General features: G+C 73.1%; 20 protein-coding genes and 1 tRNA gene. 12 read left to right on the top strand and 9 right to left on the bottom strand.

The annotated features are described in order from the left end of the window. Positions 1–274 precede the first annotated feature (274 nt). The 8 genes from ACFWZ5_RS20900 (at position 275) to ACFWZ5_RS20935 (ending at position 11,951) form a co-directional block, all read left to right on the top strand. Positions 275–1,645 carry a hypothetical protein gene (locus ACFWZ5_RS20900; RefSeq protein ID WP_384793456.1) on the top strand — a complete coding sequence of 457 codons (1,371 nt, stop codon included), beginning with the start codon at positions 275–277 and terminating at the stop codon, positions 1,643–1,645. A 17-nt stretch (positions 1,646–1,662) separates the two neighbouring features. Further along, complete coding sequence (locus ACFWZ5_RS20905) at positions 1,663–2,715, top strand: glutamate ABC transporter substrate-binding protein (RefSeq protein ID WP_384793459.1); 1,053 nt, start codon at positions 1,663–1,665, stop codon at positions 2,713–2,715. Positions 2,716–2,849: 134 nt separating this feature from the next. Next, on the top strand, positions 2,850–4,175 hold the full coding sequence (locus ACFWZ5_RS20910) for a hypothetical protein (protein WP_384793462.1): 1,326 nt from the start codon (positions 2,850–2,852) through the stop codon (positions 4,173–4,175). After that, positions 4,172–6,835, top strand: coding sequence for a tetratricopeptide repeat protein (locus ACFWZ5_RS20915; protein WP_384793465.1), 2,664 nt, complete (start codon positions 4,172–4,174; stop codon positions 6,833–6,835). Before ACFWZ5_RS20910 ends, ACFWZ5_RS20915 begins: the two co-directional genes overlap by 4 nt. A 2-nt stretch (positions 6,836–6,837) precedes the next feature. Continuing rightward, positions 6,838–8,319, top strand: coding sequence for a protein phosphatase 2C domain-containing protein (locus ACFWZ5_RS20920; RefSeq protein WP_384793468.1), 1,482 nt, complete (start codon positions 6,838–6,840; stop codon positions 8,317–8,319). 192 nt (positions 8,320–8,511) lie between these two features. After that, positions 8,512–9,855 (top strand): VWA domain-containing protein, encoded by a 1,344-nt coding sequence (locus ACFWZ5_RS20925; protein ID WP_384793471.1) that lies wholly within the window; start codon positions 8,512–8,514, stop codon positions 9,853–9,855. Positions 9,856–10,431: 576 nt separating this feature from the next. Beyond that, positions 10,432–10,920, top strand: a complete 489-nt coding sequence (locus ACFWZ5_RS20930; RefSeq protein ID WP_384793474.1) for a hypothetical protein — start codon at positions 10,432–10,434, stop codon at positions 10,918–10,920. A gap of 110 nt (positions 10,921–11,030) precedes the next feature. Continuing rightward, positions 11,031–11,951, top strand: coding sequence for an FHA domain-containing protein (locus ACFWZ5_RS20935; RefSeq protein WP_384793477.1), 921 nt, complete (start codon positions 11,031–11,033; stop codon positions 11,949–11,951). A 57-nt stretch (positions 11,952–12,008) separates the two neighbouring features. On the opposite strand, the gene ACFWZ5_RS20940 is transcribed toward ACFWZ5_RS20935, so the two are convergent. Beyond that, positions 12,009–12,998, bottom strand: a complete 990-nt coding sequence (locus tag ACFWZ5_RS20940; protein ID WP_384793480.1) for a methyltransferase domain-containing protein — start codon at positions 12,996–12,998, stop codon at positions 12,009–12,011. 142 nt (positions 12,999–13,140) lie between these two features. Between ACFWZ5_RS20940 and ACFWZ5_RS20945 the strand changes: the two genes are divergently transcribed. Then, positions 13,141–13,545 (top strand): globin, encoded by a 405-nt coding sequence (locus ACFWZ5_RS20945; RefSeq protein WP_384793482.1) that lies wholly within the window; start codon positions 13,141–13,143, stop codon positions 13,543–13,545. 20 nt (positions 13,546–13,565) lie between these two features. On the opposite strand, the gene ACFWZ5_RS20950 is transcribed toward ACFWZ5_RS20945, so the two are convergent. The 7 genes from ACFWZ5_RS20950 to ACFWZ5_RS20980 all read right to left on the bottom strand — a co-directional run bounded on the left by ACFWZ5_RS20950 (position 13,566) and on the right by ACFWZ5_RS20980 (position 22,746). Further along, positions 13,566–14,252 (bottom strand): hypothetical protein, encoded by a 687-nt coding sequence (locus ACFWZ5_RS20950; protein ID WP_384793485.1) that lies wholly within the window; start codon positions 14,250–14,252, stop codon positions 13,566–13,568. After that, positions 14,249–14,713 (bottom strand): acyl-CoA thioesterase, encoded by a 465-nt coding sequence (locus ACFWZ5_RS20955; protein WP_384793488.1) that lies wholly within the window; start codon positions 14,711–14,713, stop codon positions 14,249–14,251. The genes ACFWZ5_RS20950 and ACFWZ5_RS20955 overlap by 4 nt, the downstream gene beginning before the upstream one ends. Position 14,714: 1 nt before the next feature. Further along, a complete protein-coding gene (gene ettA, locus ACFWZ5_RS20960; protein WP_384793491.1) occupies positions 14,715–16,379 on the bottom strand; it encodes an energy-dependent translational throttle protein EttA in 1,665 nt (554 codons plus the stop codon). Between the two features lie 326 nt (positions 16,380–16,705). Continuing rightward, the gene (locus ACFWZ5_RS20965) at positions 16,706–18,121 is read right to left on the bottom strand and encodes a Cys-Gln thioester bond-forming surface protein (RefSeq protein WP_384793569.1); all 1,416 of its coding nucleotides are present in this window, start codon (positions 18,119–18,121) and stop codon (positions 16,706–16,708) included. 317 nt (positions 18,122–18,438) lie between these two features. Then, positions 18,439–18,927, bottom strand: coding sequence for a single-stranded DNA-binding protein (locus ACFWZ5_RS20970; protein ID WP_384793494.1), 489 nt, complete (start codon positions 18,925–18,927; stop codon positions 18,439–18,441). A gap of 235 nt (positions 18,928–19,162) precedes the next feature. Continuing rightward, positions 19,163–21,094 carry a GTPase gene (locus ACFWZ5_RS20975; RefSeq protein ID WP_384793497.1) on the bottom strand — a complete coding sequence of 644 codons (1,932 nt, stop codon included), beginning with the start codon at positions 21,092–21,094 and terminating at the stop codon, positions 19,163–19,165. Beyond that, positions 21,091–22,746 carry a dynamin family protein gene (locus ACFWZ5_RS20980; protein WP_384793501.1) on the bottom strand — a complete coding sequence of 552 codons (1,656 nt, stop codon included), beginning with the start codon at positions 22,744–22,746 and terminating at the stop codon, positions 21,091–21,093. Before ACFWZ5_RS20980 ends, ACFWZ5_RS20975 begins: the two co-directional genes overlap by 4 nt. Positions 22,747–23,054: 308 nt before the next feature. On the opposite strand from ACFWZ5_RS20980, the gene ACFWZ5_RS20985 reads away from it, so the two are divergent. Further along, positions 23,055–23,130: transfer RNA gene (locus tag ACFWZ5_RS20985), tRNA-Arg, on the top strand. 685 nt (positions 23,131–23,815) lie between these two features. Here ACFWZ5_RS20985 and ACFWZ5_RS20990 read toward each other — a convergent pair. Next, positions 23,816–24,175, bottom strand: a complete 360-nt coding sequence (locus tag ACFWZ5_RS20990; RefSeq protein WP_384793504.1) for a MerR family transcriptional regulator — start codon at positions 24,173–24,175, stop codon at positions 23,816–23,818. Between the two features lie 113 nt (positions 24,176–24,288). Here ACFWZ5_RS20990 and ACFWZ5_RS20995 point away from each other — a divergent pair, with 113 nt between their 5' ends. Further along, a complete protein-coding gene (locus ACFWZ5_RS20995; protein ID WP_384793506.1) occupies positions 24,289–24,885 on the top strand; it encodes a DsbA family protein in 597 nt (198 codons plus the stop codon). Continuing rightward, positions 24,882–25,391: a deaminase gene (locus tag ACFWZ5_RS21000; RefSeq protein WP_384793509.1), complete on the top strand. Its 510-nt coding sequence runs from the start codon at positions 24,882–24,884 to the stop codon at positions 25,389–25,391. Before ACFWZ5_RS20995 ends, ACFWZ5_RS21000 begins: the two co-directional genes overlap by 4 nt. Positions 25,392–25,398 lie beyond the last annotated feature (7 nt).

A 25,398-nucleotide genomic window follows, 5' to 3' on the forward strand; every position in this document is an offset into this window, starting at 1 on the left:
CGTTTGAGGACGAGCGCGAAGCGCGGAAAGAAGGGGTCCTAGGGGCGGAGCCCCTGGTTTCGGGAAGGGGCGGGACTGGGGCGCCCCCGCGAGGCCTCCCGCTCCCGCACCCGCACCGGAACCGAACACACCCCCACCGCGTGTTCAAAAGTGCCCGGCCCGTCCGCGATCCGCGCAAGATCGGTCCAAGCCCTGTGCGTACCCGAGCCCCGGCGGCGATACTTGCGGCCGAGCACCACGTCCACGCCAGACCGAGGGGGAGGTCGAGGCCAAGGTGACCACAACGGCACCGCCCAAGGCGCCCACGCCAGAGAAACGTCGCACCGCCTGGTCCGAGGGCGTGGACCGCCTCCGCGCCGCCGCGACGACGGAGCCGGGCAGGCTCCGCGTCATCGGCGCGACCCTCGCCGCCCTGGTCCTGGCCTTCGGCGCGGTCACCGCATGGCAGACGACGTCCCGCGCGGACGCCGCGGACCGGGTCCTGAACCGCAGTCAGCCCCTGAGCACGGACGCCGCGGCGATCTACCGCTCCCTGGCGGACGCCAACACCGCCGCGTCGAGCGGCTTCCTGGCGGGCGGCCAGGAGCCGGCGAAGGTCCGCGAGCGCTACCGGAGCGACATCGACCGGGCCAGCGAGAAGCTGGCGACCGCCGCGTCGAACGCGGGCTCCGACACGGCGTCCGCGACCTCCGTCGCCGAACTGAACAAGCTGCTCCCCCAGTACACGGCCCTGATCGAGCGCGCCCGCGCCAACAACCGCCAGGGCCTGCCGCTCGGCGGCGCCTATCTGCGGTACGCCAACGACACCATGCAGACGCGGATGCTCCCGGCCGCGGAGAAGCTGTACAAGGCGGAGAACAAGCGCCTGACCGCGGACTACGGCGACGCGAAGCCGTACGCGTGGCCCGCGATCGCCCTCGGCGTGATCGCGCTCGCCGCGCTCGCGTGGGCCCAGCGCCGCAACTACCTGCGGACGAACCGGGTGTTCAACGCGGGCCTGCTCGCGGCGACGTCGGCCGCCACCGTCGCCCTCCTGTGGCTGGTCGTCGGCCACAGCGTCGCCCGCTCCGGCCTCGACGCGTCGTACGACGACGGCGTGCGGTCCCTGAACGTCCTGAACGACGCCCGCATCAGCTCCCTGAAGGCCCGGGGCAACGAGAACCTGACCCTGGTCAGCCGCGGCGCGGAGACCGTCAAGGTCGGCGACGCGACGAAGGACAAGTTCGACGTCGACTACCAGAAGCAGATGCGGCGCCTCGACGGCGACGCCGGGCTGCTCTCGCGGGCCGCGCGCCTCGCGGACGACGAGGCGGGCGAGCGGCCCGTGAAGGACGCCGCGGACAGCGTGACGCAGTGGAAGGACCGCCACAAGTCGGCCCGCGCCAGCGACGACTCGGGCGACTACGAGGGCGCGCTCGACAAGGTCATCGGCGCGAAGGACGACGAGCCGACGGGCGAGTCCTTCGACAACGTGGACGCGGCGCTCGACCGGGCGCTCACGCACGAACAGCGGGAGTTCCAGCGCGCCGCCGAGGACGGCAAGGGCGCGCTGACGGGACTGCCCGTGGGCGCGGCCGTGCTCGGGGTGCTCGGCGCGGCGGGCGCGGTCCTCGGCATCGGCCGCAGGCTTTCGGAGTACCGGTGAAGGGGGGCACGAGGACGATGCGTGCGCGACGGGTCGAGGCGCGCGGGGAACGGGTGCCGGGCGGCGCGGGGACGCGGCGGGGCATGGCGGCGCTGCGCGGCTGGGGCGGCGTCGCCACGATGGCGCTCGCCTGCCTCCTCGCGACCGCCCTCGTCCTGGTCCTGCCCCGCCTGACGGGCGGCAACGACCGTACGCGGCAGGAGAGTTCGGCGGCCGACAGGGTCGCGCAGGCCGCGCCCGCACGCGCCGACGAGGACTGCAAGGAGCCCGAGCGCAGCCTGCGGCCCGACGACAAGGACGGCCCGACGCTCAAGGCCATCAAGCAGCGCAAGGTCAAGCGGCTCGTCGTCGGCGTCGACCAGAACAGCTACCGCTGGGGCTACCGCGACCCGAACAAGGCGGCGGGCCGGCTCGAAGGCTTCGACATCGACCTGGCGCACGAGATCGCCGAAAAGCTGCTCGGCGACCGGAACGCGGTGCAGTTCCGCGCGATCCCGACGAACCAGCGCATCCCCGCCCTCCAGGCCGGCGACGTCGACATGGTCGTCCGCACGATGACGGTCAACTGCGAGCGGATCAAGGAGGTCGACTTCTCCACGGCGTACTTCGAGACCGGCCAGCAGGTCCTCGCGCCGAAGACGTCCGACATCAAGGGCTTCGACGACTCCCTGAAGGGCAAGAAGGTCTGCTCGGCCGCGGGTTCGACGGCGGAGGCGGCGCTCAAGGAGAACAGCTTCGGTGCCGACATCAGCACCACGGTGCCGAACCAGCTCGACTGCCTGGTGCGGCTCCAGCTCGGCGAGGTGGACGCGGTCGTCACCGACGGCGCGCTCGCCGCGAGCCAGGCGGCCCAGGACCCGACGGTCGAGCTGAAGGGCAAGCCGCTGGAACCGGAGTACTACGCCGTGGCGATGAAGAAGGGCTCCACCGACCTGGTGCGGCGCGTGAACGACGTCCTTGACGACTACCGGACCCGGAAGGACGGCTGGCGGAAGTCGTACGACACGTGGCTGTCCGCCACGCTCGGCGACAAGTCGGCCCGCCCGCCGTCCCCGAAGTACCGCGACTGACCACCCCTTCCCGGCGGCGGCCGACAGCGGTCGGCACCGGAAGCGGAGAACGGGAGCGGAAAAGCGGCTGACAACCGACCTGGTACCACTGAACAGTTGAAGCGTTACGGCACAGCAGAGCGGAGAGGTGATCGATGAGCGTCGCGGGACCCCCCGGCTCTGTGATGGACCGGGACGAGGTGGACCGTGCGCTGGTGCGGCTCGACGCCGAGCACGAGGCGATCGAGACCTCGCTCCTCGCCCTCCAGGACCACGCGGGCCGCCGCCTCCTGGAGGGCGCCCTGCTCACCGGCGTCACCCAGGAGCGCTGGCAGTCGACGGAGCGTCAGATCACGCTGCTCTGGACGTACTTCGACGCGTACGCGGGGACGCTGCGCACGGCGCGGGAGGTGCGCGAGCGCAGGCGCTGGCCGAACCGCGACGACCTGATGGAGCTGACCCTGCTCCTGCGCGGCGAGAGCGTCACGGTCGCGGGCGGCCCCGCGTCCGGCGCCGCCCCGTCGATCACGGGACCGGCGAAGCTCACCGAGCGCTTCACGCTGGAGAAGCTGGTCACGCGCATGAACGACCTGTACGCGCACTCCCTGGACACGGTCGTCGCCGCCGACGCCGTGTGGTCCGCGCTGCCCGCCCGCATCGACCTGCTCGCCGCCGAACTCCAGCGCACCCGCCAGCTCGCGCACTCCGTGGGCGTGCGCCCCGGCGAGCATCCTTCGGGCGACGACCTGGAGAGCATCACGCAGGAGCTCACCCTGCTGCGCGAGCAGGTGGTGTCCGACCCGCTGGCCTTCTGGCAGCCGTCGCCCGGCAGTTCGGCCCCGGGCGGCGGCCGCCCGGGCACCGAGCGGTACGACCTCGCGGCCCGCGCCCTGGAGGACGTACGCCGCGAGATCGACGCCGTCCTCACCGTCCGCCAGGACGCCGAGGCCCGGCTCGGCAAGCTCCGCGACCTGCTCTCGCGCGCGGACCGCACGCTCGCCGAGGCCCGCTCCGCGCGCGGCGAGGTGCTCGCGAAGATCGCCGCGTCCGAGGTGCCCGCCGTCTCCGGGCCGCCGTCGGCACTCCAGGAGCAGCTGGCGATGGCGGCGGACTACCGCAGGAACGCGCAGTGGCACCGCCTCTCCCCGCTCCTGGAGTCCCTGGAGCGGAAGGCCGAGGACGAACTCCTGCGCGCCCGCGAGTCGCTGACCGCGGTCACCGCGCCGCTCGCGGTCCGCGCGGAGCTGCGCGGCCGCCTCGACGCGTACAAGGCGAAGGTCGCCCGGCACGGCCTCGCGGAGGACCCGCTCCTCGTCGAGCGGTACGACAGCGCGCGCCGCATGCTGTGGAGCGCCCCCTGCGATCTGCGCGTCGCCGAACAGGCGGTCCTGCGCTACCAGCAGGCGGCCGCCGAGGCGCTGGCGCCCAGGGTCCCGCAGCAGGGCGGGCCCACCGACCGGAGGGGGGATGCGCGCCCATGAGTGAACAGAGTGGACAGCGACCGTGCCAGCGCCCCGGCTGCACCGGCTCCTACGAGGACGTCGGCGGCGGCGAGCTGTACTGCGACACCTGCGGACTCGCCCCGGTCGTCTCGCCGCAGGGGATGGTGGGCTCGGCGCCGACCGGCATCACCGGCGGCGCGCGCGGCTCACGGGGCTCTGCGGATTCGGCGGCCGGCTCACGGTCGTCGCGCGCCAGTTCCCGCTCCTCGCGCTCGCAGTCCTCGCGCCGCTCGGTGTCGGGGCGGCTCTCGCGGTCCCTGTCGGGGCGTACGTCGTCGCGGTCGGTGTCGGTGCGCAGCTCGGGCACCTCGACCGGCGCGTCGGCGCGCGGCCGCCTGGGCGTCGGCCTGGTGTCCGTGCCGGGCATCCCGCGGCCCGACCCGCACGCCGCGGTGCAGGAGAGCCCGGAGGTGCCCGAGCGCAAGCGGTTCTGCTCCCGCTCCGACTGCGGCGCGCCGGTCGGCCGCGCGCGCGGCGAGCGGCCCGGGCGCACGGAGGGGTTCTGCACCAAGTGCGGCCACCCCTATTCGTTCGTGCCGAAGCTGCGCAAGGGCGACATCGTGCACGGCCAGTACGAGGTCATGGGCTGCCTCGCGCACGGCGGCCTCGGCTGGGTGTACCTCGCCGTGGACCGCGCGGTGTCCGACCGCTGGGTGGTGCTCAAGGGCCTGCTCGACACGGGCGACCAGGACGCGATGGCCGCCGCGATCTCCGAGCGCCGCTTCCTCGCCGAGATCGAGCACGCCAACATCGTCCGCATCTACAACTTCGTCGAGCACCTCGACCAGCGCACGGGCTCCATGGACGGCTACATCGTCATGGAGTACGTCGGCGGCAAGTCCCTCAAGGAGATCGCCAACGGCCGCCGCACCACGACCGGCAAGCGCGACCCGCTGCCCGTCGAGCAGGCCTGCGCGTACGGCATCGAGGCCCTGGAGGCGCTCGGCCATCTGCACAGCCGGAACCTGCTGTACTGCGACTTCAAGGTCGACAACGCCATCCAGACCGAGGACCAGCTCAAGCTCATCGACATGGGCGCCGTCCGCCGCATGGACGACGACGAGTCGGCGATCTACGGCACGGTCGGCTACCAGGCGCCGGAGGTCGCCGAGGCGGGCCCGTCGGTCGCGTCCGACCTGTACACGGTGGCCCGTACCCTCGCCGTCCTCACCTTCGACTTCCAGGGCTACACGAACGTCTTCGTGGACTCCCTGCCCGACCCCGACCACATCGAGGTCTTCCAGCGGTACGAGTCGTTCTACCGCCTGCTCGTCCGCGCCACCGACCCCGACCCCGCACGCCGCTTCTCCTCGGCCCAGGAGATGTCCGAACAGCTCACGGGCGTACTGCGCGAGGTCGTCGCCCTGCAGAGCGGCCGCCCACGACCGGCGCTGTCGACGCTGTTCGCCCCTGAGGTGAAGGTGACGGACACCGAACTCTTCGAGGAACTGGAGGGCGAGGTCTCGGTCCTGGGAGCCAGAGCTTCCGCCCCCGCTGCCGCCGCGGCTGCGGGCGGCGGAGCACCCCCAGCCGCTCCCGCTGTGAGCGGCGGGGCCGCCGCTGCCGCACCGGCTGTGGGCAATCGTCCCGCAGGGCGGGTCCCCCCCTCAGTGCAGCCCCACGCGCCGGGCGCCCCAACTCCCGACGGCGCCCCCGTCCCCGTACGCCCCCTGAACGCCCCCGGCGCGGCCCTCGCCCTGCCGGTGCCCCGCGTCGACCCGACCGACCCGAACGCGGGCTTCCTCGCCGGACTCGTCGACTCCGCGGGCACCGAACTGATCGCCGCGCTGCAAGCGGCCCCCGCCCCGTCCCCCGAACTGCGCCTGCGCGAACTCCGCGCCCGCCTCACCCTGGGCGAGCACACCTCCGCGACGCGGGCCCTTCAGTCCCTGGAGAAGGACCATCCGGACGACTGGCGGGTCGTCTGGTACCGGGGCGTCGCCGCCCTCGCCACCGGCGACCACGAGAACGCGGCGCTGTCCTTCGACGCGATCTACGACGCGTTCCCCGGGGAGCCCGCGCCCAAGCTGGCCCTCGGCATCTGCGCGGAGGTCCTCGGCCAGCTGGACAACGCCGCCGAGTACTACCGCCTCGTCTGGGCCACCGACCCGAGCTACGTCAGCGCCGCCTTCGGGCTCGCCCGGGTGCAGCTCGCGTCGGGCGACCGCACGGCCGCGGTGCGCACCCTGGAGTCCGTGCCGGAGTCGTCGATCCACTACACGGCGGCCCGCGTCGCCGCGGTGCGGGCGCGGCTGCGGCGGCGTATGACGTTCGACACGACGACGCGCCCGGGCCCGCTGTTCCTGGAGGACCTGACGGCCGCCGCCGGGCAGGTCGAGGCGCTCGCGGACGTCGGGCTCGACGCCGTCCGCCGCGAGCTCCTGTCGACGGAGGTCCTCGGCACGGCGCTCGACTGGGTACTCTCCGGTAGGCACTCTGGTCAGGCCTCGGCGCCGGTGGCGGCCTCGGGCACGGCCCCGACGCGGACCGTACTGCTCGGCAGCGATCTGGACGAGCGCGGCCTCCGGTTCGGTCTGGAGCGTTCGTACCGGCAGCTTGCCCGGCTCGCCCAGGGTGGCGAGGAAAGGATCGAACTGGTGGAGCGGGCAAACCGTTTCCGCCCCCGGACGTGGGTGTGAAGATGTCGCAGATGCACCAACTCTCCGCGTGCCCCAGCTGCGAGTGGCCCGTGGAGTCGGGCGACTTGTACTGCGGGGCGTGCGGCTACGACCTCTCGGCGGCCCCGGCGCCCCTTCAGGACGGCCCCGACCGCCCCACGCTCGCGATCAACGGCCTGCCCCGCACCGCCGAGCCCGCCCCCGCCGAGCACTCCGCCGTCGAGCCCCCCGCCGCCGGGCCCGCCACGGCCGGGCCCGCCACGGCCTCGGCGCACTGGCCGATCGCCCCCGACGTCGACAGCTCCGACACCCCGGCCCCCACCCACCACTCGGCGGACCTGCCCGGCACGGACTCCTCGGGCACCGAGCTCCCGGCCCCGGGCCACCCGGCCACCGGCACCCCCCTCGGCGCACCGGACGACTCCCCCGAGCCCGACGGCGTACGCGAAGACGTCCCCGCGCCCGACGACTACCCGCTCCCCGCCCCCGACCCCCGCAACGCCACTCCCGACGCCTCCCCTTCTCCCTCTTCTCCCCCTTCTCCTTCTTCTCCCCCTTCTCCCGCGCCCTCCCCCTCGCCGTCCCCGGACGCCAAGGTCTGCGTCGCCTGCCGCGCGGGCGCCGTCGCGCCGGACGGGTACTGCGAGAACTGCGGGCACGCCCAGCCGCGCGAGCGCGACCACATGGAGCAGGAGCTGGCCGCCGTCGCCGCCGTCAGCGACCGCGGCCTGCGCCACCACCGCAACGAGGACGCGTTCGCGATCTCCGCGCCCGCGCTGCCCGACGGCTCGCCCGCCGTCGTCGCGATCGTCTGCGACGGCGTCTCGTCCGCGACCCGGCCCGACGAGGCCTCGATGGCCGCGTCCCGCGCCGCCGACGCGTCGCTCCAGGAGTCCCTGCCCCGCGGCACGCACCCGCAGCAGGCCATGCACGACGCGATCATCGCCGCCGCCGAGGCCGTCAACGCCCTCGCCGACGAGCCCACCGCGGCCCGCGAGCACCACCCGCACCAGAACGCGCCCGCCTGCACCCTGGTCGGTGCCGTCGTCGCGGGCGGCCTCCTCGTCATCGGCTGGGTCGGCGACAGCCGCGTCTACTGGGTCCCCGTCGACCGCACGGGCCCCGCCGTCCGCCTCACCGAGGACGACTCCTGGGCCGCCCAGATGGTCGCCGCGGGCCTGATGAACGAGGCGGAGGCCTACGCCGACGAGCGGGCGCACGCCATCACCGGCTGGCTGGGCGCGGACGCGTACGAACTGGAGCCGCACACCGCTTCCTTCAAGCCCGACCGTGCGGGTGTAGTGGTGGTGTGCACGGACGGTCTGTGGAACTACGCGGAAGCGGCCGAGGAGATGGCCGCCGTCGTGCCCGCCGACGCCGCCGAGCGCCCGCTGCACAGCGCCCAGGTCCTCGTCGGCCACGCCATCGACGGCGGGGGCCACGACAACGTAACAGTGGCGGTCGTGCCGTTCCCCATGGCGCCGCGAGGGGCAGGATCGGCCTAGCGGGCGGCCGCGGCGAGCGGTGCGCGGGACGGGGCGCGGCGGCCCTCAACCGGCCACGGCGCCCCCGCAGTTGTGCGCCCGCGTACGGCGTACGGGAACCGGACACACCTGGGGAACGGTCCACGCGTACGGAACGGTCCACGCCGTGGACGACGCCACGCCATAGGGAACGTCTGAGGGGGAGCAGCAACCATGGCCAACTTCTCGAAGTCGAATGTGCCGCAGTTCACGGTCGACGTGTACCAGAACGAATATCTGCCGGAGGGCGGCCGTGAGGTCAACGCGATCGCCACGGTGACCTCGACCGGCGGCGGAACGATCGGCTCCGCCGTCGGCGCGCCGCATCTGTACGCGGCGGGCCAGGGACCCGACGCCGCCGTCGCCATCATGGTCGACTGCTCGGGCTCCATGGACTACCCGCCGACGAAGATGCGCGGCGCCCGCGACGCCACCGCCGCCGCGGTCGACGCCGTGCGCGACGGCGTGCGCTTCGCCGTCATCGGCGGCACCCACGTCGCCAAGGAGATCTACCCCGGCGGCGGCCGCCTCGCCGTCGCGAACCCGCAGACCCGCGCCCAGGCCAAGGAGGCGCTGCGCCGGCTCAGCGCGGGCGGCGGCACCGCCATCGGCACCTGGCTGCGCCTCGCCGACCGGCTGCTCGCCTCCGCCGAGGTGTCGATACGGCACGGCATCCTCCTCACCGACGGCCGCAACGAGCACGAGTCGCCCGACGACCTGCGCGCCTCGCTCGACGCCTGCGCGGGCCGCTTCACCTGTGACGCCCGCGGCGTCGGCACCGACTGGGAAGTGAAAGAGGTCACAGGCATCGCCACGGCGCTGCTCGGCACCGCCGACATCGTCGCCGACCCGGCCGGGCTCTCCGCCGACTTCACGCAGATGATGGAGTCGGCGATGGGCAAGGAGGTCGCCGACGTCGGCCTGCGCCTGTGGACCCCCATGGGCGTCGAGATCGTCTTCGTCAAGCAAGTCGCCCCCACGGTCGTGGAGTTGACCGACCGCCGCACCGAGGCCGGGCCGCGCGCGGGCGACTACCCCACCGGATCCTGGGGCGACGAGTCCCGCGACTACCACATCTGCGTCCGCGTACCCGGCGCCGAGCTCGGCCAGGAGATGCTCGCCGCCCGGGTCTCCCTGGTGGTGCCGCAGGAGGACGGCACCGTACAGACCCTGTCCCAGGGTCTGGTACGGGCCGTGTGGACGGACGACATGGCCGCGTCCACCAGCATCAACCCCCAGGTCGCGCACTACACGGGCCAGGCCGAGCTGGCCCAGGTGATCCAGCAGGGCCTCGACGCCCGCAAGCTGGGCGACTTCGACGGCGCAACGGCCAAGCTCGGCCGGGCCGTTCAGCTCGCCAGCGCGTCCGGCAACGAGGACACCGCCAAGCTGCTTTCGAAGGTGGTGGACGTCGTCGACGCCGCGACAGGTACTGTTCGATTGAAGGCGCGTGTCGCCGAGGCCGACGAGATGACGCTGGAGACGCGCTCGACGAAAACGGTGCGCGTGAAGAAGTAGCGCGAGTGGCCGTCGTCATACGCCGACGGTGAGCGTCGTGATACGACGGCTCAGTACGGCCCAGTACGTCCGCACGTACGCGGGTTCGCACGTACCGCACAACCGGAAAATCAGAGCACGTGGCCCTCGGGCCGACGCGACGGCCTCCGGGCCGAAGAAGGAGAGGGGGAAGCGCCGACATGCCGACCTGCCCGAACGGACACCAGTCGGGTTCCGACGACTGGTGCGAGGTCTGCGGTCACCGCATGGCCGGTGCCGTACCGCCGCCGCCTCCCCCGCCGCCCCCGGCCGCCGGGTACGGCTATCCGCCGCCCGCGCCGGGCGGCCCGGGTCCCGGCCCAGGTCCCGGCCCCGGCCCCGGCCCCGGGCAGGCGCCCCCGCGTCCGCACCTCTCCGCGGTCCCCGATCTGGCGCCCGAACCCGAGCTCTGCCCCCAGTGCCGCACCCCTCGCGAGGCCAACGCGCCGTTCTGCGAGGAGTGCCGGTGGAACTTCCTGACGAACACGGCGACGTCGTACACGCCTGCGGCGCCCAATCCTCCGCTGCCGACGTCGCCGGGCATGCCCGGCGGGCCCGGTGGCCCTGGTCGGCCCGGTCCTGGCGGCGCGCCTGGCGGACCCGGTGGACCCGGTGGACCCGGTGGTTTTGGCGGCGGTCCTGGTGGGCCGGGCGCTGGGCCTGGCGGGCCTGGTGGGCCTGACGGTTTCGGTGGTGGGCCGGGTGGGCCCGGTGGACCTGGCGCTGGGCCCGGTGGACCTGGTGGGCCTGGTGGTCCGGGCATGCCCGGTGGGCCCGGTGCGGGTCCGGGTGGGCCTGGCAGGCCTGGGCCCGGCGGTCCTGGCGGGCCGGGTGGACCCGGTGCGCCCGGGGGCCCTGGTGGTCACGGTGGGCCTGACGCGCCCGGCCCGTTCGGTGGGCCTGGTGGTCCGGGTGGTCCCGGTCCGCATGGTGGGCCCGGTGGTCCCGGTGGGGCTGGTCCGTTCGGTGGTCCGGGTGGGCCCGGGGGTCCCGGCGGCCCGGGTGGCCCGGGTGGTCCCGGTGCGCACGGTGGTCCGCGTGACCTGAACGCCCCGGGTGGTCCTGGTGGTCCGGGTGGCCCGGGTGGTCCCGGTTCCTACGGTGGTCCCGGTGGCCCCGGCCCCGCTGGCGGTCCCGGTGGCCCTGGTGGCCCGGGCATGCACGGCGGTCCGGGCGGCCCCGGTGCGCCCGGCGGTCCGGGTGATCCCGGCGCCGGCCCTGGCGGTCCCGGCGGCCCTGGCGCGCCCAACCCCGCCCAGCAGTTCCAGCAGCCCCCGCCCACCGGACCCGGTGGTCCCGGTGGCCCTGGCGGCCCGCCCTCCGCCCCCGGACAGGACCCGTTCGACTACCAGGGCTCCCGGCCCTCGCAGGTGAACCGTCCGGCCGAGCCGATCCCGCCGTTCGGTGGCGGCTCGTCCACGACGCCGCCTCCCGGCGGTCCGGCAGGTCCGGGCGGTTCCGGCGGCCCGGGTGCCCCGCAGGCGTTCCAGCAGGGCCCGCCCGCACCCCCCGCGTTCCCGCGCGAGACCGGCGCCCCGCAGGGCCCGCCCCCCGGCCCCGGCCCGGCGGCGCCGCCCACCGGCGGCGGTGACGACTGGGTGCTCTCGCCGCCCTCGTCCGAGGCCCCCGGTCAGCCGCAGGGCTTCCCCGGCGCGGGCGCACCGCAGGCACCGGCGACCTGGACGGCCACGGTCGGCCCCGACCGTGACTACTTCATGGCGATGATGCAGCGCAGCGGCCCCGAGGCGGCGGGCCTGAACCTGCCCGCGTACTCCCCGGAGCAGCAGTACCCGCTGATCGGCAACCAGGTCACGATCGGCCGCCGCCGCCACTCCACCGGCGACACCCCGAACATCGACCTGTCGGTGCCGCCGGAGGACCCGGGCGTCTCGCACCAGCACGCGGTGCTCGTCCAGCAGCCCGACGGCGGCTGGGCGGTCGTCGACCAGAACTCCACCAACGGCACCACGGTCAACGGCGGCGAGGAGCCCATCCAGCCGTTCGTCCCCGTACCGCTCCAGGACGGCGACCAGGTGCACGTCGGCGCGTGGACGACGATCACGGTCAGGCGCGACTGAGCCCGGCGCACCGCGCGGCGCACCACCGACAGTCCCCGAAGGGCCGTACGCCCGCCGTCACAGCGGCCAGGCGTACGGCCCTTCGGGGTCGTCCAGCCACGCCCACGCGTACTGCCCACTGACCGTGACCCCGAACCGCTCGCGCACCGGCCGCCGCTCCCGCTGCCACAGCGCGAGCGCCTCGTACGGATCCAGGCTCCCCGCGGTCAGTTCGAGCAGGAACCGGAACAGCTCGCTCTGCAGCGCGCGGCGCGGCAGACCGCCGATGTGCCGCTCGCGCGGCGCCCTGCCGCTGCCGCCCCGCAGCGGCACGAAGTACGCGGGCGTGTGCAGGAAGCGCCCCTCCGCGTGCTCCGCGTCCGTCACCGTCAGCGCGATGAGGCCGGTCGCCAGCGGCGCGAGGACACGGGCGCCGGGGCGGCACTGCGCCAGCCACGGCCGCGGCATCGAACTGAGCGTGCAGGTCGCGATGATCCGGTCGTACGGCGCCCGCAGCGCGCACCCCGCGGCGCCGTCGCCGGTGACGACGGCGGGCCGGTACCCGGCGGTCGCGAGATGGCGCCGCGCGGACTCGGTGATCTCGGGGTCCAGGTCGACGCTCGTGACGTGCTCGTCGCCGAGCCGGTGCGCGAGCAGACCCGCGTTGTAGCCGGTGCCCGCCCCGATCTCGAGCACGTCGTACGCGGCGCCGTCCCCGACGTCCAGCTCCACCAGCATCTTGGCCATGAGCGACGGCTGGCTGCTGGACGACACCAGCTCCCCGTCGCGTACGCGCGTAGCGAGCGGCGCGTCCGCGTACGCCCCGCGCAGCCACCGCGCCCGCCGGACGGGATCCGGGTCCTCGCCCCACAGCCGCTCGTACCCGCCGCCCACGCTCACGTAGTAGTAGGGCACGAAGAGGTGCCGCGGCACCTCCGCGAACGCCTCCCGCCAGCCGGTGTCGCCCGTGAAGGCCCCGCCGGCCTCGATCTCCCGCACCAGACCGGCCCGCGCCTCGGCGGCGAGGGCGGGGTCGGGTTCGTCCCTGAGCGGAGCCTGCGCACCCATACCCCCACTGTGCTGCCCCCGGCCGCCCGATGCGAGCGGTCCCGCCGGATGCGAGCACTCCCGCCGGATGCGAGCGGTCCCACCGGATGCGGACGGTCCTAAGCCTCGGGTCCTCGGCCGCCCGGTCTGAGACCATGGAACGGTGAATGAGATCCGGCGGGGCACGCTTCAGGAGCAGACCTTCTACGAACAGGTCGGCGGCGAGGAGACCTTCAGGCGCCTCGTGCACGTCTTCTACCAGGGCGTCGCGGAGGACCCGCTGCTCCGCCCGATGTACCCGGAGGAGGACCTGGGCCCGGCCGAGGAGCGCCTCGCCCTGTTCCTGATGCAGTACTGGGGCGGCCCCCGCACCTACAGCGACAACCGCGGCCACCCCCGCCTGCGCATGCGCCACGCGCCCTTCACGGTCGACCGGGCCGCCCACGACGCCTGGCTGAAGCACATGCGCACGGCCGTCGACTCGCTCGGCCTCTCCGAGGAGCACGAGCACATCCTGTGGAACTACCTGACGTACGCGGCGGCGTCGATGGTGAACACGGCGGGCTGACCGCGCCTGCCCGGTGGGCCTCAGGTGGGGGTGACGGAGAGCGCCCCCACGCCCGCCCGCCGCACCGCAACCGAGCCGTACGGGGTGCGAAGCCGCAGCCACGCCCCGGACGCCAGCAGGTCGAGCGCGTCCCCGCGCAGGAACCCCAGCGAGTGCGCCGCGTGGGCCGCGCGCACGGGCAGCTCCGTCCCCGGCACCGTCCGGGACCAGATCTCGCGCCCCACCCGGTCGAGCTCCGCCCGGACCCGGCGCTCGGGCGGCAACTCCTCCACCCGGGACCGGAATTCGGCGACGGCACCCTGCACGAGGGAGCGCACGTCGGCCACGGCCGGAAGCCCGGCGACCGGTCGCCAGCCGCCCCGCGGCGGCAGCACCCCGGCCCACGGCGGACCGGTGACGGCGCCCGGCACGACGGCCGTGCCCGCCGTCTCCACGGCGTCCGCCGCGTCCCCCACGGACTCGAGGAGTTCACCGGCGGACACCGTCACGTCGAGCGACGTGTCGAGCCCGTGCTCGTACGGCTTCGCCAGGCGTGCCGTACGGATCGCGAGGACCTCGAACGACGGCGGCCGCCCGAACACGGCGAGCGTCTCCCCGGCCGCCTGCAGCCGGACCGCGGCCGCCTTGTCGTAGTGGACCAGGCGCGCCAGGAAGGCGGCGACGTCCGCCGCCTCCCCCGGGTCCGCGAAGTGCAGCCGCACGGTCATGCGACCAGCGCCTCCGCATCACCGGCACCGCCGACACCGTCGGCACCGTCGTCCTGGTACTGCTCCAGGACGGCCCGCTCCTCCGCGGTGATCCGCCGCGGCCGCTGCGCCTTCAGGTCGAACGGCACGACGATCGTCGTGGCCCGCACGTACACCTGCTCCGGGTCCTTGATCTCGTACGAGATCGTCAGCGACGCGGCACCTATCTTCGTCACCCACGACTCGATGGTGACCGGCTCGTGCCGGTGCACCAACGGCCGCAGGTAGTCGATCTCGTGCCGCGCCACCACGGACCCGCCCCGGAACGACGGCCCGTCGCCCTCGGGGTCCGCGCCCGAGAGCCGGAACATGAAGTCGATCCGCGCCTCTTCCAAGTACCGCAGGAAGACGGCGTTGTTGACGTGCCCGAAGGCGTCCATGTCCGACCACCGCAGTGGGCAGCTGTACAGATGGCGGGCCATGTCAGCCCCGGGTGAGCTTCTTGTACGTGGCGCGGTGCGGACGGGCCGCGTCCGGGCCGAGGCGCTCGATCTTGTTCTTCTCGTACGCCTCGAAGTTGCCCTCGAACCAGAACCACTTGGACTCGCCCTCGTAGGCGAGGATGTGCGTGGCGACCCGGTCCAGGAACCACCGGTCGTGGGAGACGACGACCGCGCAGCCCGGGAACTCCAGGAGCGCGTTCTCCAGCGACGACAGGGTCTCGACGTCGAGGTCGTTGGTCGGCTCGTCGAGGAGCAGCAGGTTGCCGCCCTGCTTGAGGGTCAGCGCCAGGTTGAGCCGGTTGCGCTCACCGCCGGAGAGCACGCCCGCGGGCTTCTGCTGGTCCGGGCCCTTGAAGCCGAACGCCGACACGTACGCGCGCGAGGGCATCTCGACCTGGCCGACGTTGATGTAGTCCAGCTCGTCCGAGACGACCGCCCACAGCGTCTTCTTCGGGTCGATGTTGGCGCGGCCCTGGTCGACGTAGGAGATCTTGACCGTGTCGCCGACCTTGATGCTGCCGGAGTCCGGGGTCTCCAGGCCCTGGATCATCTTGAACAGCGTGGTCTTGCCGGCGCCGTTCGGGCCGATGATGCCCACGATGCCGTTGCGCGGCAGCGTGAAGCTCAGGTCGTCGACGAGCACCTTCTCGCCGAAGGCCTTCGACAGGTTCTCGACCTCGACGACGATGTTGCCGAGCCGCGGCCCCGGCGGGATCTGGATCTCCTCGAAGTCCAGCTTCCGCATCTTGTCGGCCTCGGCCGCCATCTCCTCGTAACGGGCCAGACGCGCCTTGGACTTGGCCTGCCGCCCCTTGGCGTTGGACCGCACCCACTCCAGCTCGTCCTTCAGGCGCTTGGCACGCTTGGCGTCCTTCTGGCCCTCGACCTTGAGGCGCGAGGCCTTCTTGTCGAGGTACGTCGAGTAGTTGCCCTCGTAGGGGTGCGCGCGGCCGCGGTCCAGCTCGAGGATCCACTCGGCGACGTTGTCCAGGAAGTACCGGTCGTGGGTGACGGCGACGACGGTGCCCGGGTACTTGGCGAGGTGCTGCTCCAGCCACTGCACGGACTCGGCGTCCAGGTGGTTGGTGGGCTCGTCGAGCAGCAGCAGGTCGGGCGCTTCGAGCAGCAGCTTGCACAGCGCGACACGGCGGCGCTCACCACCGGAGAGGTTGGTGACCGGCCAGTCGCCGGGCGGGCAGCCGAGGGCGTCCATGGCCTGCTCGAGCTGGGTGTCCAGGTCCCACGCGTTGGCGTGGTCGAGGTCCTCCTGGAGCTTGCCCATCTCCTCCATGAGCGCGTCCGAGTAGTCGGTCGCCATCAGCTCCGCGACCTCGTTGAACCGCTGGAGCTTGTCCATGACCTCGCGGGCCCCGTCCTGCACGTTCTCCAGGACGGTCTTGGACTCGTCGAGCGGCGGCTCCTGCAGGAGCATGCCGACCGTGAAGCCGGGCGACAGGAACGCGTCACCGTTGGACGGCTGCTCCAGACCCGCCATGATCTTCAGCACCGTGGACTTACCGGCGCCGTTCGGACCCACGACACCGATCTTCGCGCCAGGCAGGAAGCTCAAGGTGACGTCGTCGAGGATCACCTTGTCGCCGTGCGCCTTGCGCGCCTTGCGCATGGTGTAGATGTACTCAGCCAAGAGAAACCGTCCGGCAATCAGTGTGTGGGCAGATACACCCCATCTTGCCGTACGGCCACCCCCCGGAGAAAACCGGATAGCCGTGCGGCACTCCCCGCCACCGCGGTGTCCCCCGGGCCACCACCGCGGCGCCGCACCGCGCGCCACCCGTGTCCCGCCAGCCACCACCGCCGCGCCCTGCAGACCACCACCCTCGCGTCCTGCCGACCACCACCCCCATGTCCCGTCGGCCACCGCCCGGCCTCGTGGCGGCCCCGTGGCGGTCCCGGTGCCGTGGGGCGCCGGGACCGTGGAGCTCGCTCCGTGACCGTGCGGCTACCGTCCGCTCACTCCTCGGGCGAGGAAGCCGTGGCCCCCGAGGCCGACTCCGCGGGCCCGGCCGGGTCCTTCTTCTTGCGCAGGAGGAACACCGCGCCGCCGCCGACCACGACGAGGGCGATCGCGAGCCCCGCTATCAGCGGCGTCGCGTTCGACCCGCCGGTCTCCGCGAGGTCACCGCCCCCGGATGTGCCGCCCGCCGACGCGGGGCTCGGCTGCGGTGCGGGCTCCGCCTTGCTGCCGACGTCGACCGCGCTGCCCTGGGTCCTGCAGTCCAGGACACCCTTGAAGCGCTTCTCGAAGCCGCCGGGCCCCGTGATCGTGAAGTCGTAGGGCTGGTCCTCCTGCAGCGGTATCGTCACCGTCCGCTTCTGGCCCGCCTTGATGGTGTGCTTGAAGCCCATCAGGCTGAAGGTGAACGGCGCGTCCCCCTTGTTGCTCGCCGTGATGTCCACGCCGCCCTTGGCGCAGTTCTTCTCCGCGGACAGCGCCGGTATCGCGCCCTTCACCGCCCAGTGGGCCGTCGCCGTCGCCGACACCGTCGACTCGCTGGAGCCCGCGAGGATCTGCGTCTGGCTCCTGGTCTCGGAGGTGAAGGCCCGCCCGACGGGCACGGTCGTCGAGGCCTGCACCTGAAGCGAGGCCGTGCTGTCCGGGGTGTTCTTCGGGACGTCGAAGTAGAGCCTGCTGCCGTCGGCCGCGGACTTGACCGGCTTGCCGTTCTTTCCGACGACCTTCACTCCGCTCGCCGAGTCCGCGGGCGGTATGACGGTGACGCTGTCCGCGTCGGTCCGCACGGTGACCGGGCCGAGCCGCTCCCCGGCGCGCCCGGAGACCGCGGGCGGCTCCAGCGTGAGGGACGCCTTCGGCTCAGGGCTGTTGCGCGCGCTGCGCTGGAGGTAGTCCGCGAGCTTCTCGGCCCGCGGGTCGAGCGCCTCCACCTTGGCCTTGTCCGAGTAGCGCCAGATCGCCACCTGCGTGCCGGCCGCGGCCGCCTCCTCGGTCAGCGACCGCGCGCCCGCCTTCCGCGCCAGCTCGGCGAGGTTGTTCACCTGCGGGTAGGAGTGCTGCAGGATCCAGCGGATCCTGCCCGCGTTGGCGTTGCGCTGCAGGGACGTGCCGCTCCACGGAGTCTCGTGGTACGTCGCGTCCTTCTGCGTGGGGTTGTGGATGTCGACGCAGTACGTCTGCAGCGTGCCGCCGTTGTCCACGGACATCTGGAAGAGGCCCGCGGGGATCTTCTGGCTGCCGCCGTTCTCGTGGACGACTGCCTGGCCGTACGTCTCCAGGCCGTCCAGGGTCGCGCTCGCTCCGCCCCGGTACTGCGGGGTGTCCACCGCCTGGGCGGTGGCCGTCGCACCCGTCGCGACTAGCCCGGCCGTGGCCAGCACGGCGGCAATGCGGGCCGCGCCCCGGCTCCGTATGGACAACGCAGAAAACACAGAATTCCCCTCCGGGCGGGACCCATTCGCATGGGGGGACTGGTCCCGCCAGCAGATTCGACCGAGCTTCAACCGGGCAGCCACCTGCCGACCGCCCCACCAGGGCATCAGCCGCCCAAGGAGCCACGCCCGGCATCCTAGGGACGCGGCGCATCACAGCTCCCGGTACTGCCATCCGATAACCGATCCGAATCGGAATCGTTATCGCCAACGCCCCTTCTGAGCTGGGCTTATCGACAAATCAATGGTTCCGCTTCGCCTTTTGGCGACGCATCACGCACCGCCCGACCGGCGGGCCCTCACCCCACCGGGGCCGGCTCCGGACGCGCCACGGACCCGAAGTCGGGCTCGCTCTCCGTCTCCTGCACGGACGCCTCCCGCACACCCGCCCCTGCCTCCGCTCCGTCCTTCGGCGCCGTCTCCTCCAGGTCCCTGCCCGGGCGCCGGAACGCCGACGTACCGCGTGCCAGGTCGTGGCCGATCGCGTAGGCGTCGATGTCCGCCGACGTCCACTGCTGTCCGCCGCGCTCCTCCTGACGCACCTTCAACCGGCCCTGGACGATGACCGGTTCGCCCACCGACAGTGAGCTCTGCGTATTGACCGCGAGGCTCCGCCAGGCCCACACGGTGAAGAAATTGGTGTGCCCGTCCGTCCACGCGTTGCGCGAGCGGTCGAAGTGCCGTGCCGTCACCGCGATCCGAAAGCGCGTCACCGGTCCTGACGGCAGCTCGCGGAACACCGGCGTCGTCGCCACGTTCCCCACCACCGTCACCATCGTGTCGTTCATCGTCGAACCCCTCCCTCGTCCACCTGCGCGCGGGTCCGTCCCGCACGGTGCGCAGCCGCACGCCCGCCCCCGCTTCCGATTCCTGCGGCGGTCACCGCGGCGGCTGCGATCTCAGATTGCAGCCGCACGGGCCGGGCCCGCTGAGCGCTGTGCCCTACCGGCCGGTTGTGGATAACTCCGTCCCCCGAAGGAGTGCCTCCGCTTCCCCAGGCTCCGCTCGCGACTCCCCCGGCCCTCACCCCCGCCGAGCCACCCGCACGTACTGCTCCCGCACCTCCCGATACCGCAGCAGCTCCGCCGCCACCGGATCGAGCACCCGGGCCCGCCCGCACCCCGCCGCCGCCTCCCGCAGCCTCCGCTCGGCCTCGCAGCCGTACCGTCGCGCCGGGCCGCGCGCCGCCATCCGGCTCAGCCACTCCACACACGGGCCCCCGACGATGCCCGCGAGCATCAGCAGGACGGGCACGCCCAGGTTCGGCGACGCGACCCCCACGATCTGCGCCACCAGCCAGAGCCCGCCGACGACTTGGAGCAGCGTCATCGCCGCCTGCGCGAGGACCGCGACCGGCCACCACCCGGGCCGCGGCGGCCGCCCCTCCGGCAGCCCCGCCCGCAGGGCCAGCTCGTCCAGCGCCTCCGGCAGCCCCTCGGCGCCCCGCACGGCCGCCTCCCGCACGGCCTGACCCCACGCGGCCGGCAGCCCCGACGCCGCCTCGTCGGCCACCGTGCGGACGGCGTGCTCGACACGCGCGCGTGCCGTCGCCTCCTCGTCCGCGTGGCCGCGCGCGACGAACCCGACCGGGCCGTGCGACGCGCGCTGCGCCTCGTACCAGCGCCACAGCCGCAGCCAGGGGGTGCCGCACGCCTTGCCCGCGTGGCGGCGCCAGGCGCGCTCGGCCGCCTGTCCTGCGGCGGCCGCGCCCACCGCTTCCGCGAGGCGGTCGGAGAAGTCCTCGCGCGCCTCCTCGCTGAGCCCCACCCCACCGCGCCCCGGCGTCGTCGCCGCGTCGGCCGCGTACACCGGCCGCAGGCGCGCGGCCGCCGCGTCCAGGTCGGCCTCGACGCGGCGCGCGGCGGCGACCCGGGCACGCGTGAGCTGACCCAGTGCCTCGCGGAGCTCACCGACCCCGTCACCGGTGAGCGCGGACAACGCGAGCACCGTGGCGCCCGGTTCGCCGTGCTCGCCGAGGGCGATGCCGTCCTCGTCGAGCAGCCGCCGCAGATCGTCGAGCACCTGGTCGGCGGCGTCCCCAGAGAGCCGGTCCACCTGGTTGAGCACCACGAACATGACCTCGGCGTGGCCCGCCATGGGCCGCAGATAGCGCTCGTGCAGGACGGCGTCCGCGTACTTCTCGGGGTCGACGACCCAGATGACGGCGTCGACGAGTCCGAGGATGCGGTCCACGTGCTCACGGTGGTCGTCTGCCGCCGAGTCGTGGTCGGGCAGGTCGACGAGGACGAGCCCCTGGAGCGCCTGGGCGTCCGCTCCTTGGAGGGGGCGCCTGCGCAGCCGCCCCGGGATGCCGAGCCGGTCGAGGAGCCCCGCGGCGCCGTCCGTCCAGCTGCACCCGATGGGCGCCGCCGTCGTCGGCCTGCGCACGCCGGTCTCGGAGATCATCACGCCCGCGAGGGCGTTGAACAGCGTCGACTTGCCGCTTCCGGTGGCGCCCGCGATCGCGACGACGGTGTGCCGGTCGGAGAGCCGCCGCCTGGCCGCGGCCTCGTCGAGCACCCGCCCCGCCTCGGCGAGCGTCCGGGTGTCGAGCCGCGTGCGGGAGAGCCCGATGAGCTCACGCAGCGCGTCGAGGCGGGCGCGCAGCGGCCCTTCGTAGACGACGGTCTGCTCGCCCGGAGCGCCCTTTTCGTACGGGGTGGCCCTCTCGTACGGAGTGGCCTTCTCGTACGGAGTGGCCTTCTCGTACGAGGAGGTCGTGCCGCCTTCGGAGGTCCGGTCGTACGCGGACGACCCGTCGGAACCTTGCGCGGAGGAATCGGAGGCCGCCGTACCGGCCTCCTGGGAGTCGCCGTCCCCCGGGGGCGTGCTCACCGCGCGGCGCGCGATGAGCCCGTCGTCCCAGACGCCTTCGGCCTCCCGCGCGTGGGGACCCGGTTCGTCGGCCTGGCCGGAGCGATCGGCGTGATCCGTGACGGCGGTCACCGCGGTCACCTCTCCTTCTGCAGTACGGACAGCGCGGCGATGAGTTCGGCCTGGGGTTCGGGGTGGACGCCGAGGGCGTCGAGGGGGGCGAGGCGCCGCTCGCGCTCGGCGCCGAGGATCTTGTCCAGGTAGTCGGTGAGCAGTCGGCCGCCGCGGTCGCGCAGGCGCAGCGCTCCGTGGGCGCCGATGCGCTCGGCGAGGGTCTCGCCCGCGGAGCGCGCCCGGCGGCCGCCGAGCAGCGCGGTGGCGAGCAGGGCGGCGCTGGCGTCGGGGTCGGGCGGCGCGCTCTTGTCCGTGCGCTCCAGGGCGCGCACCTCGTCCTCCACGTACTCCTCCAGGACGCGGCGCCAGCGGCGTACGGCCATCCCGATGCGGTGCTCGACGCCCTCGGCACCCTCGGCGTTCTCGTAGCGGGTGCCGCCGCGTCCCGGGCCGGTGCCGCCGCCCTGCCGGGCGAGGCCGGGCAGCTGCGCCGCGGGCTCGCGCCGCCACGCCTGGTCGATGCGTTCGTCGGCGGCGGTGACGGCGCACAGCACGAGCGCCTCCAGGCCGGCCGCGACGGCGTCCAGGAGCTCTCCGGGGCCGCAGTCGAGCGGATAGGCGCGCCAGCGCTTCAGCGCGTCCCCGGCGAGCACGGCGCCCGCCTGCAGCCGTGCACGCACGCGCGCGTGCTCGCTCTCGTACGCCTCGTCGACGGCGGCGGTGAGGCGCAGGGCGGCCGCGTGCTGGGCGGCGACGGCGCTGGCGAGCTCCGGCATCCGGGAGTTCAGGGAACCGAGCACTCCGTAGGCGGTGCGTGCGATGGCGTGCTCCCTGGAGGAGGGGTCCTGCGCGCGGTGGGCGAGCCAGGAGCGCAGCGGGGCCACCGCGGTGGCGGGCAGCAGACCACCGCCGCCAGCCGACTCGGGCAGCTCGGGGACGGTGAAGCGCGGCACGTCGCCGAGGCCCGCCTTGGTGAGCAGCGCCGCGTACTGCCGGGACACTTCGGTGACGACCTGGTGCGGCACGCGGTCGAGGACGGTGACGAGGGTGGCGTCGTGGTCCTTTGCGGTACGCAGCAGGTGCCAGGGCACGGCGTCCGCGTACCGGGAGGCCGTGGTGACCATGACCCAGACGTCCGCGGCGCAGATGAGTTCGGCGGCGAGCACGCGGTTGTCGGCGACGAGGGAGTCGATGTCGGGGGCGTCCAGGAGGGCGAGGCCCCGGGGCAGGGTGTCGGCTGTCTCCACCCGCAGCACCCGGTCACCGGCGTCACTGCCGTCGCCGCCTTCCCCCTCCTGGCGGGGCACCCACACGCGTGTCAGGTCGGGGAGCACGCGCATCCCCGCGAACCAGTGGTGATCCTCCGGATGGCACACGAGGACCGGCGTGCGCGTGGTGGGCCGCAGCACACCGGCCTCGCTGACCTGCCGTCCCACCAGAGAGTTCACGAGCGTCGACTTCCCGGCCCCCGTGGACCCGCCGACGACGGCGAGCAAGGGGGCTTCGGGGGCTCTGAGCCGGGGCACCAGATAGTCATCGAGCTGTGCGAGAAGCTCGTCCCGGTTGGCACGCGCGCGTGGCGCCCCCGGAAGGGGGAGCGGAAAGCGTGCGGCGGCGACGCGCTCGCGCAGGGCGGAGAGCGCGTCAAGCAATTGAGGCCGTACGTCCAAGGTCACCACATGCGAAGAATGCCCAATTTTGACGGCGTTCTGAAGCATATGAGCACCCCTGCGCGCCGACCGGACACACGTGACGGAAGGGACGACCGGGGCCCAGGCATAACGAGTGCACAACACCCGGGGCGCGAGGCGCCAAAAGCGATGCGCGATTCGCACCTGCCTGCGATTATCAGGACCGCTTCACCGAACCTCCACATCACGGTGCGGAGGTGAAGCACCAGGGACAAGGACCCGGGAGCCCTATCCTTGTCCCCGGCAAGGTCACGGACCGGCTCCACACCGGGCTCCAGGCCACCGGCCACCACCCGGCCCCCGTAGCTCAGTGGATAGAGCAGGCGCCTTCTAAGCGCTTGGCCGCAGGTTCGAGTCCTGCCGGGGGCGCCACGCAGAAGGTTGGTGGTGGAGAGATCCTCTCCACGTCCACCCCTTCTTCCTCAATGCGCTCGATGTTCCGGGGCGCCTCTCCCTGCCGCGCGGGGAGGTCGTATGTCACCCCTGTGATGGCTTCCATGCAGCTCGGCACGGCGTTCGTTGAGATTCCGGATGAAGTCCTGGTCGGGTGAGTCGACGAGTTCCAGGTTGTGAATGAGGCGTCGGCTCCTGGCCTGCGTATCGGCGAGAGCCCTGCGCAGCGCCGCACCGCGTCGCTCCCGCCGGCGAAGGGCTTCGACATTCAGATGCTCCGTGCACTCGCTGAGGAGTTCCTGTCGGTAGGGGCCGAAGATCCGTTCGGACAGGAAGTCATGGAGCCCGTCGAGCAGCCCGGCCTCGGGCACCCAGATGCTCGTTCGTGCTCCGCCGACACCTGCTGGGCCTGCACGAAGGTCTCCGGATCCACCAGCGCCTCGCACTCCAGCGTCCGTGACGTGCTCACTTGCCGATGTCGTAGCCCTGTTCGGTGTGCCCCGAGCACGCGGCGCCATGGTCAAGGCATCCCCGCGAGAAACGTTCTCGCATTCGCATCTTGACCTGGGGATTCACACAATGGAGCCGTCGTGGTTGATTCCCCGCTCGTTCCGCAGCGTGGCTTGGCCGGCAGGGGCACGCGCCGCTCGGGCTCGTGGGTTGATCACGGGGCTTGGCCGGGCAGGGCTGTTTCGGCGCGGAGCGCTCGCAGGGTTTCGAGTTCGCGGTCGATGTCGCGTCGCTTGGCCTCCAGGCGCTCAGCCTCCTGGGCGAACAACTGCTCCATGACGCCGTTGCGCTCTTCGAGCGGGGCCTCCATGCAGGGGAGCACTGCGTCGATGGTGGCGCTGCCCAGGCCGGCGGCGAACAGGTGCTGGATCATGACGACCCGCTCGACCATGGAACTGTCGAAGTCGCGCCACCCGCCGGGGGTGCGCTCGGAGCGGATCAGCCCGTGCTGCTCGTAGTACCGCAAAGACCGGGTGCTGACGCCGCTGGCGGCCGCCAGCTCACCGATACGCATGGGACCTCCTGAAGCGTTCGCTGACTTCCGTTCCTTGAAGTTGACGCCGGTGTGAAGTTACACGATCTGTGTGTCGCACCCGCCGGGGGTGCCTCGGGGAACCGGAGCTCGCCGTGACTGCTCAGATCCATCTGTGGTCGGACTACGTCTGCCCGTTCTGCCTGATCGCGGACGAGATCATCGAGCGCGCGATCACTGGCCGGCCTGATGTCGAGGTCGTCCACCACGCTCACGAGTTGCGTCCCCGCCCGAGGCCCACGCTGCGACCGGAGGACCCGTACCTGCCCGACATATGGGAGCGTGCCGTGTACCCGATGGCGCGCCACCATCAGGTGCCGATGCGGTTGCCGACCGTCTCGCCGCAGCCCTATACCCAGTTGGCGTTCCTGGGTGCCCAGTACGCCGCGGAGCAGGGGCGGGCCCACGCCTACCACCGTCGCGTGCTGACGGCCTTCTTCCGTGAGGACCTCGACATCGGGGACCGCGCGGTCCTGGCCCGCCTGGCCGAGGAGGCCGGACTCGACCCGGCCGCCTACACCGCAGCTCTTGACGAGCCGGAGTACGCCGAGCGGCACCGGCAGGCGCTGACCGAGTCGGCGCGGATGAACATCACCGTCGTCCCCACGGTCATCATCGGCACCCGGCGCATCAACGGCGTCGCCACCGAAGGCGTGATCCGACGGGCGCTGCAGGAAGCGGCCGCCGCATGACCGCCGACACGGCACGGCTCACCGCGCTGATGGCCGACGCCGTGGAGACCTGCGTCCGTCGGGTCGAATCCGGCGGGGTTCCCTTCGTCGGACTCCTTGTCGCCACCGACGGGTGGATCTCCGATCCGGGTGTGAACCTCGTCCACGAGACCGGTGACCCCTCCGCCCACGCGGAGATCGTCGCCTTGCGCCAGGCCGTCCGGGACCGCGGCCACTGCGCTCTGCGGGGAGCCACCCTGCTGGCGACGGGAGAGCCGTGTGCCCTGTGCTACCGCGTCGCCGCCGCTCATGGCGTCGCCGCTGTCCACTTCGCCGTCGATCGCGACACCGCCGCCGCGTGGGGCTTCGACTACCGGGCCGGTTACGAGGCCGACGCAACCGATCGACTGCCCCTGGCGGCAGCGGCCCGGCACCTGGCCGTGGATCGGGGTCTTGCCCCCTTCATCCGCTACCTCGAACTGCACCGCCACGACTTCACCATCCGCCCGTCATCCACCACCAGGTAAGGACACC

Origin of the sequence: Streptomyces sp. NPDC059003 (genome assembly GCF_042740445.1) — a bacterium.
Lineage (GTDB): Bacteria > Actinomycetota > Actinomycetes > Streptomycetales > Streptomycetaceae > Streptomyces.